14 protein-coding genes are annotated in these 13677 nt (G+C 37.8%); 7 read left to right on the forward strand and 7 right to left on the reverse strand.

Features of this window, described 5'->3' with window-relative positions; all coding sequences use genetic code 11:
• Positions 1 to 47 precede the first annotated feature (47 nt).
• Positions 48 to 848 carry a (Fe-S)-binding protein gene (locus IPI65_19805; GenBank protein ID MBK7443675.1) on the reverse strand — a complete coding sequence of 267 codons (801 nt, stop codon included), beginning with the start codon at positions 846 to 848 and terminating at the stop codon, positions 48 to 50.
• 125 nt (positions 849 to 973) lie between these two features.
• The gene (locus tag IPI65_19810; protein ID MBK7443676.1) at positions 974 to 2287 is read right to left on the reverse strand and encodes a (Fe-S)-binding protein; all 1314 of its coding nucleotides are present in this window, start codon (positions 2285 to 2287) and stop codon (positions 974 to 976) included.
• 67 nt (positions 2288 to 2354) lie between these two features.
• On the opposite strand from IPI65_19810, the gene IPI65_19815 reads away from it, so the two are divergent.
• Together IPI65_19815 and IPI65_19820 are read left to right on the forward strand one after the other, a co-directional pair.
• Complete coding sequence (locus IPI65_19815) at positions 2355 to 4790, forward strand: S8 family serine peptidase (protein MBK7443677.1); 2436 nt, start codon at positions 2355 to 2357, stop codon at positions 4788 to 4790.
• 2 nt (positions 4791 to 4792) lie between these two features.
• On the forward strand, positions 4793 to 5308 hold the full coding sequence (locus IPI65_19820) for a phosphoribosyltransferase (protein MBK7443678.1): 516 nt from the start codon (positions 4793 to 4795) through the stop codon (positions 5306 to 5308).
• Positions 5309 to 5311: 3 nt separating this feature from the next.
• On the opposite strand, the gene IPI65_19825 is transcribed toward IPI65_19820, so the two are convergent.
• The 4 genes from IPI65_19825 to IPI65_19840 are packed head-to-tail and all read right to left on the reverse strand — an operon-like array spanning position 5312 to position 9120.
• On the reverse strand, positions 5312 to 5818 hold the full coding sequence (locus tag IPI65_19825) for a shikimate kinase (protein MBK7443679.1): 507 nt from the start codon (positions 5816 to 5818) through the stop codon (positions 5312 to 5314).
• Position 5819: 1 nt separating this feature from the next.
• Positions 5820 to 6896, reverse strand: a complete 1077-nt coding sequence (locus IPI65_19830; GenBank protein ID MBK7443680.1) for an ABC transporter permease — start codon at positions 6894 to 6896, stop codon at positions 5820 to 5822.
• Positions 6897 to 6905: 9 nt separating this feature from the next.
• The gene (locus tag IPI65_19835) at positions 6906 to 8585 is read right to left on the reverse strand and encodes a DoxX family membrane protein (GenBank protein ID MBK7443681.1); all 1680 of its coding nucleotides are present in this window, start codon (positions 8583 to 8585) and stop codon (positions 6906 to 6908) included.
• Entirely contained in the window at positions 8575 to 9120 is a 546-nt protein-coding gene (locus IPI65_19840) for a DUF1599 domain-containing protein (protein ID MBK7443682.1), read from the reverse strand. The genes IPI65_19835 and IPI65_19840 overlap by 11 nt, the downstream gene beginning before the upstream one ends.
• Before the next feature lie 30 nt (positions 9121 to 9150).
• Between IPI65_19840 and folP the strand changes: the two genes are divergently transcribed.
• Positions 9151 to 10011: a dihydropteroate synthase gene (gene folP, locus IPI65_19845; GenBank protein MBK7443683.1), complete on the forward strand. Its 861-nt coding sequence runs from the start codon at positions 9151 to 9153 to the stop codon at positions 10009 to 10011.
• 234 nt (positions 10012 to 10245) lie between these two features.
• On the opposite strand, the gene IPI65_19850 is transcribed toward folP, so the two are convergent.
• A complete protein-coding gene (locus tag IPI65_19850) occupies positions 10246 to 10503 on the reverse strand; it encodes a hypothetical protein (protein ID MBK7443684.1) in 258 nt (85 codons plus the stop codon).
• Here IPI65_19850 and IPI65_19855 point away from each other — a divergent pair.
• From IPI65_19855 to IPI65_19870, 4 genes are read left to right on the forward strand one after another with little or no spacing between them, the layout of a single operon-like run.
• On the forward strand, positions 10497 to 11744 hold the full coding sequence (locus IPI65_19855; protein MBK7443685.1) for a Fic family protein: 1248 nt from the start codon (positions 10497 to 10499) through the stop codon (positions 11742 to 11744). The genes IPI65_19850 and IPI65_19855 overlap by 7 nt on opposite strands.
• A gap of 55 nt (positions 11745 to 11799) precedes the next feature.
• Positions 11800 to 12201 (forward strand): hypothetical protein, encoded by a 402-nt coding sequence (locus IPI65_19860; GenBank protein MBK7443686.1) that lies wholly within the window; start codon positions 11800 to 11802, stop codon positions 12199 to 12201.
• A gap of 54 nt (positions 12202 to 12255) precedes the next feature.
• Positions 12256 to 12714 (forward strand): DUF1569 domain-containing protein, encoded by a 459-nt coding sequence (locus IPI65_19865; protein ID MBK7443687.1) that lies wholly within the window; start codon positions 12256 to 12258, stop codon positions 12712 to 12714.
• Positions 12715 to 12764: 50 nt separating this feature from the next.
• A complete protein-coding gene (locus tag IPI65_19870; GenBank protein MBK7443688.1) occupies positions 12765 to 13628 on the forward strand; it encodes a hypothetical protein in 864 nt (287 codons plus the stop codon).
• The last annotated feature ends 49 nt before the right edge of the window (positions 13629 to 13677 follow it).

Raw genomic sequence — 13677 nt, forward strand, 5'->3', positions numbered from 1 at the left:
GACACGTGAAAGTACTATAGGTTACAAAAAGGCTATAAAAAATATCATTATTCGAATAAATGATTTGCCATGGCAATTAGTTCCGCCACGTCAAACACTTTTACTTCGTCTTCTTTGTTCTTATTTTTTACACCATCGGTCATCATGGTATTACAAAACGGACATGCACTGGCAATAATGTCGGGTTTAACCTCAAGTGCTTGTTCAGTGCGCTCCACATTAATTTCTTTACTGCCATGTTCCGCTTCTTTCCACATTTGTGCACCACCGGCACCACAACATAAGCCGCGTGATTTGCAGGATTTCATTTCGGTGAGTTCACTATCCAGTTTTTCTAAAACGACACGTGGAGCTTCATAAATATTATTGGCGCGACCTAAATAACAGGAGTCGTGGTAAGTAATTCTTTTCCCTTTAAAAGCCCCGCCCTCAACTTTTAGTTTACCTTCATCGATAAGTTGCTGCAGAAATGAAGTATGATGCATTACTTCATAGGAACCGCCTAATTCAGGGTATTCATTTTTTAATATATTAAAACAATGGGGACAAGTAGTCACAATTTTTTTAATGCCATAACCATTCAAAACAGCGATATTATTTGCCGCAAGCATTTGAAATAAAAATTCGTTACCTGCTCTGCGTGCAGGGTCGCCGGTGCAGCCTTCTTCAGTTCCCAAAACGGCAAATTTTACACCTGTGCTGTTTAATATACGAACAAATGCACCTGTAATTTTTTTTGCCCTGTCGTCGAAACTACCTGCACATCCAACCCAAAACAACACTTCCGGTGATTCACCATTGGCAAACATTTCTGCAACTGTGGTTACTGATTTTATATTTTCTACCATATCACGAATTCCTTTTTACTAATTTGCAGGTAATTATATTTTTTTATCGTTTTATTATTTTACCCGCAGGTATAAATTGATTTTATTCAAGTGTTATTTTTTAGTTTAACACCATATCATGTTTTTTAAACTTCACTTTTCCAATTTAATCTGTCTGCCGGATTAAACTGCCAAGGTGCCTGATTATTTTCCATATTATTAAACATCATATTCCATTCCTGAGGCGCATTACTTTGTTCCATAATGGTATAACGTCGCAATTCGAGAATAATACTTAACGGGTTAATATTCACAGGACATTCTTCAACACATGCATTACAAGTTGTGCATGCACGAATTTCTTCAACGCTGATATAATCGCCCAATAAACTTTTATTGTCTTTAAAATCAGGTCCGTTTACTTTTAAATTATTTCCAACCTCTTCCAATCGGTCGCGTGTATCCATCATTATTTTACGCGGTGATAATAATTTACCGGTAATGTTGGCCGGACAAGCTGCAGTACATCTTCCACATTCTGTGCACGAATAAGCGTCCATTAAATGTTTCCAGGTTAAATCGGTTACATCTTTAGCACCAAAAGCAGCAGGAGGATTTTCAATAGCCGTTACCTGAGCAGCAGGGTCAAGCATTGTTTTAACCTCATTCATAATTACAGGCATATTTTCCATTTTACCTTTATCCATAAAACGTACATAATACGAATTTGGAAAAGCTAGAATAATATGCAGGTGTTTTGAATAAGGAATATAATTCAGGAAAAATAAAATGCCCACAATATGTATCCACCAAGCGGTACGTTCAATGGCAATTAAGGTATCAGTACCCATTCCTAAAAACAGGTTAGAAGTATATTGTGCAACTAATAAATTTCCGGTGCTGTGATAATGTGCTGCACCTAATTGTTGTAAACGAAAATCGGTGGCATTCATGGTTAAAATTGCTGTCACCAAAATAATTTCCATCAACAAAATAAAATTCGCATCCTTAAATGGCCAACCTTTTAATTCAGGTTGATTTAATCGTTTCAGTTTCATTACATTTCTTCTCCATAAAAATGCAAAAGTGGCAATCAAAGCAAGTAATGATAATAATTCGATTACACTAATCATGAACGTATAAAAACCACCGAGATAAGGCGCAAAAAAACGATGTGAACCGCTGATACCATCCACAATTATCTCTAAAACTTCAATATTTACAATTACAAAACTTACATAAATAAACAGGTGTAAAACGGCAGGTAAAGGCTTTTTGAACATTTTTTTCTGGCCCAAGGCAAATAAGGCCATATGTTTCCATCTGCGGCCGGGCTGGTCAGTTAAATCTTCTTTTCTACCCAAAAAAATATTTTTCCTGATAGCGAGAAATTTCCGGGTTGCCAGCCAGGCTGAAACTCCGAATATTAAAGCAAAAACAACCTGCAAAACGATCTCCATTACCTCTTTTTTAATGGTTGCTAAATTAAGTGTAATTTTATCACTGTAAAAATTAACAATCAACATCATGCGTTTCAGGCTGCTAATTTTATTGACGTTGTTTGGAAGCTTAACGCTCCATGCACAAAACCGCACACAAAACCGACTCACGTTATCTGCAAAACATGCTGTAGACCAGGCCCTGCCAAGCCAGTTACTACCTGTTTTAATTCAGGGAAATGTGGGAGAAATTCGCAATTTTCTCGGCTCCACCAACGGGCATTATAAATTTAGTGCAGGCAATATTGTTTCAGCAGAACTCAGTGTCGCTGATATTTTATTACTAAACAGAAGCGGAATTGCCCAATTAATCGATATTCCAACGGAAAATCTGCAATTGCTGAATGATGTGATGCTGATTCATAATAATGTCGATTCTGCCTATCAGGGCATCTGGCCATTGGCTCAAGGATACGATGGCACGGGCGTTGTAGTCGGTATTATTGATGCACCTTTCGACATAGCACATGGCGATTTTAATGATGCAGATGGCCATTCCCGCATCAAATACGTTTGGGACCAAAACCTGACCGGAACGCCACCTGCACCTTATACTTACGGTATTGAATGCGACAGTGCAATGATTGCCAACGGAACCTGCCCTAGCACAGATCCTGATGAGCAAAATTACAGTCATGGCTCAGGTGTAACCGGTGTTGCTGCCTCTAGTGGAATGGCAAGCGGTCACTACCGTGGTGTGGCACCAAATGCAGACCTGGTGCTGGTTTCCATGAATTTTGCGACTGATTTTAATACAACAATAACTGATGCAATTGCCTACATTTATGAAAAAGCTAACGACCTCGGAAAACCGTGTGTAATCAACACTTCACTGGGTTTATATGCCGGCTCACACGATGGCAGCGACTTAACGGCCCAGCTTATTGATGCCATGATAACCGAACAAAACGGCCGTGCACTAGTTGCTGCAGCCGGAAATGCCGGAAATTTTGCCTTCCATTTGGGTTATGATGTTACCGCTACCGAGCAATTTACCTGGTTTAAAAAACTGAGTTATGCCACCCTAGCTTATTTTCAATTATGGGCAGATGAGGCCGAGTTTAACACAGTTAATTTCCGCATAAGTGCTGATGATCCTGCAACTTGGGCCGATAAAGGCAGCACACCTATATACAACATGTTAAGCGATTTCAATTTTGATGATGATATTCTCGATTCTGTCTCCTACACCATTCCGGGTGCCGGCGATGTGAAAATTTATGCCCAAAAAATTGATGGATTATACCAATTGGAATTTGTAATTACACCAACAGTTACTTCCTACTACTGGCGATTCAGCACTTCCGGAAGCGGACATTTTGATATTTGGAGTGCAGAAGCAACTACAGGATATTCCAATTATGTTACAACCGGCTTACCTGATGCAGGTGTTTTACCGGAAATTGTAAATTATAAAAGTCCGAATACCGACCAATCCATTGTAAGTAGCTGGCAATGTTTAGATAATGTAATTACCGTTGGTAGTTATGTTAATCGTGATACCATGACAAATTATTATGGTGACAATCCGCCGCTGGTTGATGTGGTTGGTGCTTTATATGTTTCATCTAGTCACGGACCAACACGCGATAATCGCATTAAACCTGATATCTGTGCTCCGGGAGCAAGAGTATTATCAACGGCAGCTTCTATTTTAACCAATTGGTTAATTGAAGAAGGTGCAGCAAATTATATGGCGCAGGACGGTCAACATTATTTATATAATGGCACTTCATTTTCATCACCTGCCGTAGCAGGAATTGTTGCCTTGTATTTACAAAAAAATCCAAATGCAACTGCTGCAGAAATACGAGATGCCATGATTACGCAAGCAAGAAGTGATGCATTTACCGGAACAGAATTACCGGATAATTTATGGGGTTACGGAAAAGCAGATGCGTTCAGAATGTTAACCGGTAGTTGGGGTTGCGGACCTGATGATTATTTGAATGCACCTGAAAATGTTGTTGCAACAATGTTCACGGCAACTAAAATTAAACTGGACTGGGATTTAATTCCCAATGCTGCCGGTTATCAGATTTATTATAAACCAACAGGTGGCGCTGCTTTAAAAAGTAAAGCATTATCTAATACCAAAACATTAAGCGGATTAACACCAAACACAACTTATACCATTAAAGTAAGAGCATTTTGTGAAGGTATGGGATTCAGCAACTGGAGTGAAACGATTACAGTAACAACAGCACCGTTTAAATCGGCTGAAACGGAAGAAAAATTAATAACCGTTTACCCTAACCCTGCAGGAAATGTTTTACATATAGATGGATTAAAAGCCGGTTCACAAATTTCTTTAATTAACGCATTAGGCGAATTAATGAGTACAATAACAATTGCAGATGCTACTGTTTCAATAAACACCGGTAACTTTGCCAATGGCATTTACCAGTTAGTTATTTTGGAAGATGGCATTATTTCTACACAAAAAATTATGGTAGTACATTAAATATGGAACAAACACTCACCAGAATAGTAAGCGCAGAAAAAGTATATCAGAAAATAAAACGTATTGCTTTTGAAATTGCGGAGGATAATTATGATGAAACCGAAATTGTTTTGGCAGGCATCTGCAAAGCAACAGAAGGTTATGTATTTGCAGAATTATTATATCAGGAATTAAAAAAAATCACATCTGCACATATCCTCTTAACCCATATTGAATTAGATAAAAAAGATCCCGGAAACAGTATGGTTGAATTAAATTTAACCGAAGAGGAAATAGATAATAAAACAATTATTTTGGTAGATGACGTCGCGAATACCGGTCGCACCATTTTGTATGCCATGAAGCCTTTGCTCAGCTATTCACCAAAAAAAATACGGAATGCTGTGTTGGTAGAACGGAAACATAAATTATTCCCTATAAGTCCCGATTACGTTGGCTTATCATTATCTACAACCATGCATGAGCATATTAAAGTGGTGTTAAGCGATAAAGATAATGTGGGTATTTTTTTAATGTAGTTATCACTTTTTTACTTTCAGCAATTCAATAATATCCTTGGGTTTCCCTGATGCAGGATCTATTTTAATATCTGCCTGTAAATAAAAAGCTTCACGCTCAGAAAGTTTCTGAAAAATAAAATCACGTAATTGATTGTCATCAAAATTTGCTATCAATGGTCGTTTTTCTTTACGCGTGCGCAAACGCCCAAATAAATTTTCTGGAGAAAGATTTAAGTAAACCGTTTTACCACGATTGCGCATCCATTCCATATTGTCATAATAACAGGGTGTTCCTCCCCCACAACTGATTACTGCATTTTTTTCCAGCACAGTGGAATGTAAAACATCAGCTTCCAGCTTTCGGAAATAATCTTCACCCTTTATTTTAAATACTTCTGCAACAGTACCACCTTCAATCGATTCAATACGTTTATCCAAATCGATAAAATTGTAATCGAGTTTTTCTGCGAGTTTTTTTCCCCAGGTGGACTTCCCACATCCCATAAAACCAATTAAATAAATGCGCATATTATGAAATTCGGATTCGTGGATCAATTACAGAATATAAAATATCTACTAAGATACTGATTACAACAAAAATAACTGCCGTATACAAAATAGCACCCATTGCAACCGGATAATCAAACATTTTTAGTGCATTCACCGTTTCATAACCAATGCCGTTATAGTTGAAAATGGCTTCGATAAAAAATGCACCGGTAAGCAAACTGGCCAACCAACCCGATACCGATGTTACAACAGGATTTAATGCATTTTTTAACGCGTGTTTAAATAAAATAACTCTTTCGCTTAATCCTTTTGCCCTTGCTGTTCGGATATAATCGTTGTGCATTACTTCAATCATGGCACTGCGCGTTAGTTGTGTAATAACTGCAATTGGTCGAATACCTAATGCTATAGCCGGTAAAATTAAATTGCGCAACTCCAAGTATTTTTCACCGGTGTAACCATCAGTTACATACAAATCGCCGGTCATATTAAATCCGGTTACCGAAGCAAGCAAATATGCAAATACTAACTGCAAAATAATTCCGACAAAAAAGGAAGGAAACGATATACCTAAAACTGAACCTGCAGTGCAAGCACGGTCGAGCATTGAATTTGGTTTAATTGCTGCCGTAACACCTAATCCAATGCCAACAATTGTTGCAAAAAGCATGGCGGTTAATGCCAAAATTAATGTGTTGGGAATACGTTCTGATAATATGGCACTTACACTGCGTTTACTTACATAGGAGCGACTTAAATACGGTGTTTTTAAAACCAACGCATGGTTGCCTAGATTAACAAGTCGGAAATAATTATATTTTTCTGCACTCAAAAAATACCGTGAAGTAGAATCCATTCTGTTGTGCACACTAATCGGAGAAATATCATTTAAATACAGACCAAGCTGCTGACCAACACTTAAATCTAAACCTAATTCCCGTTTAATATTTTCAATGGTTTCTTTATCTGCTTTATCGCCGGCAATCTGTCGCTCCGGATTAATTCGCGTAAGCTGAAAAAGAAAAAACACTACGATTACAACGCCGAGTAAAACGAAGAAGCCGTAAACCAGACGTTGTAAAATGTATTTTAGCAAAGCAGCAGTTTAATTATTTAAAAATGATGCATCAGCAGGCAAGGCAGTATCCTGAAATTTATTTGCAACCACACCTTGTTTAATTTGAATTACACCGGTATTTGTCTCCATCATTTTATATAAAACATCTTTGTCGCTGATATAATAATTAAACGATAAACCCGAAGCTTTTTTCATTAATGCCAACACCTGGAATGAACCACTGCTCACCACAAAAAAGTCGCCACCTGCTGAGTCAATTGCTTTCATAACCGGTAATATCGCTTTCCATTTTTCAGCAGTCAGTTTATCTGATGATAATTCATTTAAAATAATCATAACGCTATTGGTGGTATCATTAATTACAACAGTTGTTACATCATTTGAAAGACTATCCTGTAAAAAGAACTCATTGTATGGTTCAGCACTTGCAGCTAATTTTTCAGCCACCGGAACGCCAACTGCAAACATTTCGTTGGTAATTGGTTTTAATATTGTTGGCTTGCGGTCTGCGAAATATGCTTTTTTTATTGTTTCATAATCAGGTAAATCGCGCCAGGCCCATTTTGCTAAAATGGTTCCTTCTTTTAATAATACCACATTCGGGTTCGTGCGCGCAATGGTCAGACAAACTTTGTAATCGCCGGTATAAAATGGAAACGCTGTCTGATTATTATGTCTGAATTTTTCAATTTCATCTCGCCCCTCACCTACTAAAGCAAATGTAAACACACCTTCTTTTTCGGCAGCCTGTTGCATGGCATTAATTTTTTCCCATCCTGTTTTATTCGAATGATCAAAATTTGCTGAAACAACCATCAAGGTATAATCTGTATTGCTGAGTAATTGATCCGTAATAAATTCTCCTGTTTCATTTGAAACTGCAAAATCCGAAATTTTAGCTCTGTCGCCTTTTACTTTTACCTTAGTAAATGAAGTATCTAAATTCCAGTTTTCTTTATCTGCAGAATATTTGGTGAGCTCCGCCAATTTATTTTTGTCCTCTAAATCAGTATTTAAAAAAGCAAGCTTCACTTTTTCGCCCGTTTTTTTGTTCGAATAAGTATAATTTAATTCCACAATATCCTTTTTCGGATTTGGTGGTAATTGCATATTTGTTGTGATATTATCACCAACAGCATAAGGACGCCAATCAAGAAACACATCGTGTTTGAGCACATGCATATTTACCCAAACTGCAAAACCGGTAACCAAAGTTGCTATAATTACACTTGCACCCTGCGGTAAAAACGGTTTTATATTTTTGCGTAAAACAAAAATGATGACAATAAGCACCAACAATACCAAATCTTTATAAAATGATTGAATCGGTGTAAGCGGAATAAAATCGCCAAAACAACCACAATCAGTAACAGAACCGGTAACTGCAGAATAACCGGTAAGCCAGGTGAAAAATAATATTAATAATAAAAGTAACCATGTAGTGAGGTTTTTCCAGATACCGAGAATTAATAAAATACCCAGCGCAACTTCCAGCGAAGTTAAAAACGCTGCCTGCTGATTTACCGATTCAATTAACCAATCTGCTTTAAATAAAAATGAAGTCCAGCCCCAGCGCTCAGCAAATACATCGTAATATTCTTCAAGTTTAATACCAAATCCAACCGGATCATTTGCTTTCACCAATCCTGAAAAAATAAATAATGCGCCGGTAAATAATCGGCAAAACCATAAAATGCTATTTTTCATTTTCTCTTAATTTAATTAAGGCAAAAACTGAATAATTTATCATGTCCATATAATGCGATGCAACACCTTCAGAAATCAGTGTTTTCCCATCGTTTTCTTCAATTTGTTTAACGCGCAATAATTTCATCAAAATTAAATCCGTAAATGAACTTACACGCATATCGCGCCAGGCTTCACCGTAATCGTGATTTTTATCAAGCATTAATTTCTTTACACCATCAATTTTAGTGTTGTACAATTTTAATGCCAGGTCCTCATCCAAGTTGAGCGGATCAGATTCCTGCATATCAATTTGTATCAGTGCAATTACAGCATAATTAATTATACCTCTAAACTCATCTTCCACACCTTCATTCACCTTGCTGGAACCATTTTGTTCAATGGTGCGAATGCGTTGCGCTTTGATAAAAATTTGGTCTGTAAGCGACTCCAGACGAAGAATTCGCCATGAAGTGCCGTAGTCCTTCACCTTTTTAATAAATATGTTCCGGCAGCCGGCAACTGCCTCATCGTATTGTATATTCGTTTTCGACACTTTTGTTTGTATTAATTTCGTGTTTTAATCATGGACAAAACTACTTATTTCTACCCGAACAAAACCCTGAGAACCGGTAATGGTTTACTTGATTTATCCACACCGGCAATTATGGGCATTTTAAATGTTACTCCGGATTCGTTTTTTGATGGTGGTAAGTTTTTGGGGGAAGAAAGTGCTTTACGTCAGGCAGAACATTTAATCCTCCAAGGGGCAGATATCGTAGACATTGGCGGTATGAGCACCAGGCCCGGCGCTGTAGGGATTGGTGCAGAGGAAGAAATGCAAAGAGTACTACCGGTTGTTACTGCTATTCATACACAATTTCCTGATGTCCACATCAGCATCGATACCGTTTACGCAACTACCGCCAAAGCTGCCATCGAAGCAGGTGCAGGCATTATCAACGATATTTCAGCAGGTAAAATGGATTCGGAAATAATTGACGTGGCAAAAGCATATAAAGTGCCTTATATCCTCATGCATATGCAAGGCCAACCCGACAATATGCAGGTTGATCCAGTTTACGCGGATGTTGTAAAACAAGTATTCGACTTTTTACTGCAGCAGACCATTGAATTAGATAAATCCGGTTTGCAAGATATCATTATCGACCCCGGATTCGGCTTCGGAAAAACCCTGGAACAAAATTATGCCCTGGCAGCAAAGCTCGAACAGTTTAAACTGATTGGGAAACCTGTTTTGGTGGGCATTTCCCGTAAAAGTATGATTTGCAAACTGCTGAAAGTGAACCCGGATATGGCTTTGAACGGAAGTACAGCGCTCCATTCCATCTTACTGTTAAAAGGAGCCGACATTCTACGTGTACACGACGTAAAAGAAGCCGTTGAGCTGAGAAAGATTGTACAAGCGCTTAAAAACGCGGTATAAATCTGCTTAATCCGGACTAAAATCCTTTATCTGTAAGCCTTTCAGCTCCTGAATTCTATGCTCACTATTGCAGCAAAATTTTGAGCTTTTGCACACCTTTTTGAGCCGGACAACAGAACCAAAACGCTCTTCATTTCCTCCCTAAAATGCGCTCCCAACAAGGCTTTTAGCTTCTTGGAAATATTCTTTCCAGTAGTCACCGGAAAACATGCCGGACAATTTTCTTAATCTACCTCATAACACATTGATATCCAATCCATTACAACCGGAATACCTATCGGAATAACCATCGGAATTACTACCGGAGTTATTATCGGAATTAGCTTCGGAATTACAATCGGATAAATAGCCGGAATATCTATCGGAAATAGCAGCGAATATACCATCGGAAAAAGAAATCCACATTTGCTCCAAAACGGTTGATAACATTGATTTTGCCGCTATTTTACTATTCGGAATTACCAGCGGAAACATATCTTTGCCGCATGTCAAAACAAATGGATTTGTATATCGCCCCCGAAGCAATGGAGCCTTTTTTTCCGGATGATGCTGCGGGAACAATTGAAACCCTGGCAACAGAATTACTCGAAAAAATTGCTGCCTTAAATGCCATTGGCAACCCGATTACACGTGATGCAATCAGACAATTTTTAGTGCCGGTGGAAGGATATTACAAAGGTGTTTTACACGATGAAAATTTGCTGCCGGAGGAAGTGCAGGATTTTTTTGATGGCAAATTATCGGCAGAAGCCCCTACCCGTTTAAGGCAATTAAAACTGGAAGCTGAACATCAGGTGCGCACAAATTTGCGGTTGATTTTAGACAATCCAGAAAATGACGACATACCTGCTTCAGCGGGATTTTTGAAAAAATTACATAAAGATTATCTCAATACATTCAAAACAATTGGGGAACAACACGAACTGAAAACCGAAATAATTACAGAAAAAATTGCAGGCCATTATCGCGAAACGGATGTTGCGTTTGGACAAGGCATGTCGCCTTATTTTGGGAGTTTGCCGTTTTTTATGAGTGAGTTTGAAAATGCTTATGATCCCGGCGCCAAAGCAAATAAATCTAAAATCCGCCGCATCGTAAACATTGCCGTGGCACATCAGCGGCTGCTTTGGATTCAACCTTTTGCTAGTGAGAACGATCGTATTGCGCGTTTGTATGCAGAAGCTTGTATTCACTTCGAAAATTTAAACAACGCAGGATTGTGGAGCTTAAGTCGCGGTTTGGCAAGGAACAAGTCTACCTTCATCGAAAAACTCCACAATGCCGGCTTAAAACGTATCAATGCAATGGATGGCAGAGGCAATTTATCCAACAAATACCTCATCGAATTTTGCATTTTTTATCTGAACACAGCCCTCGGTCAGGTTAAGTTTATGCTCCGAACCCTGGAAACAGAAAATATGGTGAAGCGCATCGGCAATTTTGTGGACCTGATGGTTTCAAGAGAAAAAATGCGGACTGAAGCAAAATATTTATTGACAGATGTTTTTCTGAAAGGCAAAATCAGTAAACCGGATGCCATGCGCATTACAGCAACCTCCGACAAAACATTGAAATTGATAACGGATGATTTGATTGGGAAAAAGTTATTAATCGCTAAAAAAGAAGGTATATTAATGCAATATTATGTCAACTACCCGATGGTGGTGGCGCCTTTGTTATTCCCTGGATTATTTCCTGCAGATATGGAAATTGAGATGATGGACAAAATTTAGTGCCCGGCATTTACACAATGAAACGAATTTGCAGTAGCTTTATAAAAAAAGAAAAATGGAACCTGTTAACCCTTTAAATACCAATCCCACCAAAGCGGAATTGACCACAGTCTACAATTCGCTCAACCAGCACATGCTTACCTTTTATTCGAAAAGGGTATTGCGTTTAACTATTGAATTTACATGCTATTTTCTGTTCGGACTTGCCATATTTGTTGCGTTATTTAGAATTAATCTGGCAGTAAGCGGCAGTAGCTTAATAGATGGAGAAATTATTTTTTATAAAATAACTTCCTCTACAGCACAAAAAGTAGCCAATGTTATGAAAGTAATAACCATACTGGCCGGATTACTCTTTTTAGTATTGGGTTTATATATTCGCAATGTGCGCCGTCATCACGAAAAGGTGCATCAGGCTGCCAACAAATTAAACGAATTGATAAAACGAATGAACTGATTTATTTCATGTCGGTTTTATTTGATTTGCTTACATTTGCGCAAAATCAAATTTATGGCTTTACCCAATATTTTTACAAAAGAAGTTGCTGATCAAATAGTTAATCGCATCAATCAATTAACCCCTGAAACCCAACCACAATGGGGAAAAATGCATGTTGCTCAAATGCTGGCACATTGCAATGTTACTTATGAAATGGTATATACGGATAAACATCCAAAACCAAATTTTTTTACAGGGTTAGTGCTAAAAGCCTTTGTAAAAAATATTGTAACAAATGAAAAACCTTACAAACAAAACTCGCCAACTGCACCAGCATTTTTAATTAAAGATGAGCGTGTTTTTAATATTGAAAAAGAACGCCTGATTAATCATATCCAACAAACCCAACAATTAGGTGCTGCAGAATTTGATGGAAAAATTTCCAATTCATTCGGAAAATTAAATGCTACTGAGTGGAATAATATGATGTATAAACATTTAAATCATCACCTTTCGCAATTTGGCGTATAATTGCTGAATTACTCATTCGCAAATTAATGAATATATCGAAACTCAATTTTGTGAAACAGTTATGCACGATGATTTGCATGACTGTTTTCTTTTTACCGCTTCAGGCACAAAATGACAGTAGCTCGCATAAAATTAATTCGCTGAAAGATGATGCCTATCTGCATCCTGTTGATTGTGTTACTCCTTATACTTTACAAAAAGGCGAATGGATTTATGGCCAATCGTGGCAAACACTGCCGTTTCCAAGTTGGGCATTTTATGGTTTAACAGACCATCTAACCATGCAAATTGATTTATTGCCATGGCTGTATGGCTCATTTACAGAGTTGAAAAAACCAATTCCAAGTTTAAATTTCAGGTATCGTTTTAATGAACAGGAAAATAAAATTCCAACCATTGGCGTTGAAGCAATGTTCATTTATTTCTGGGATACCTTGCAACGGTTTGAAACACCAAACATAACTGTAACTGAAAGTGGAGCCTATTTTCATTTGAAACCGGCTATCAGTTATCAAATAAACGACGACTGGTTTTTAAACTTGTCGGTAGGGTTCGACTACATGAAAGGTTTAACCATGCTAAACAACGATACTTCAAATTATATTTATCAGGATTTTACCAACGCCTTCAATATTAATTATGCAGGTGGTATTGATTATCGCCCTTCAGATTGGATAAGTTATCACATTGCCTATCAGTATGGTGCAACATTAACCTATCTCGAAAATGTTCCAAGAAAAACCATGTTTACTTACGGTGCCCGGTTTGCACCGTTTTATCAAAATCGATTTGGTATTTTACGCAATTTGCGCATCGAGCTCACTTCCATAAATGCCTACTTCGCAGATGTAGATGCCTGGCAAGCTACCGTATTTCCGATATATCCTTATATTTATTGGCAGTGGAAGAAATAATCATGTACATGAAAAACATAATCAGATCAGTAGTTATATTCATAACTTT

The organism is Bacteroidota bacterium, from assembly GCA_016706255.1.
Lineage (GTDB): Bacteria > Bacteroidota > Bacteroidia > Chitinophagales > BACL12 > UBA7236.

Bases quoted from the DNA above. Each gene is read 5' to 3' on its own strand.
- IPI65_19810 (MBK7443676.1), bottom strand. From the start codon at position 2,287: ATGGAGATCGTTTTGCAGGTTGTTTTTGCTTTAATATTCGGAGTTTCA.
- IPI65_19835 (MBK7443681.1), bottom strand. From the start codon at position 8,585: ATGAAAAATAGCATTTTATGGTTTTGCCGATTATTTACCGGCGCATTA.
- IPI65_19815 (MBK7443677.1), top strand. From the start codon at position 2,355: ATGCGTTTCAGGCTGCTAATTTTATTGACGTTGTTTGGAAGCTTAACG.
- IPI65_19820 (MBK7443678.1), top strand. From the start codon at position 4,793: ATGGAACAAACACTCACCAGAATAGTAAGCGCAGAAAAAGTATATCAG.
- IPI65_19805 (MBK7443675.1), bottom strand. From the start codon at position 848: ATGGTAGAAAATATAAAATCAGTAACCACAGTTGCAGAAATGTTTGCC.
- IPI65_19860 (MBK7443686.1), top strand. From the start codon at position 11,800: ATGGAACCTGTTAACCCTTTAAATACCAATCCCACCAAAGCGGAATTG.
- IPI65_19865 (MBK7443687.1), top strand. From the start codon at position 12,256: ATGGCTTTACCCAATATTTTTACAAAAGAAGTTGCTGATCAAATAGTT.
- IPI65_19825 (MBK7443679.1), bottom strand. From the start codon at position 5,818: ATGCGCATTTATTTAATTGGTTTTATGGGATGTGGGAAGTCCACCTGG.
- folP (MBK7443683.1), top strand. From the start codon at position 9,151: ATGGACAAAACTACTTATTTCTACCCGAACAAAACCCTGAGAACCGGT.
- IPI65_19855 (MBK7443685.1), top strand. From the start codon at position 10,497: ATGTCAAAACAAATGGATTTGTATATCGCCCCCGAAGCAATGGAGCCT.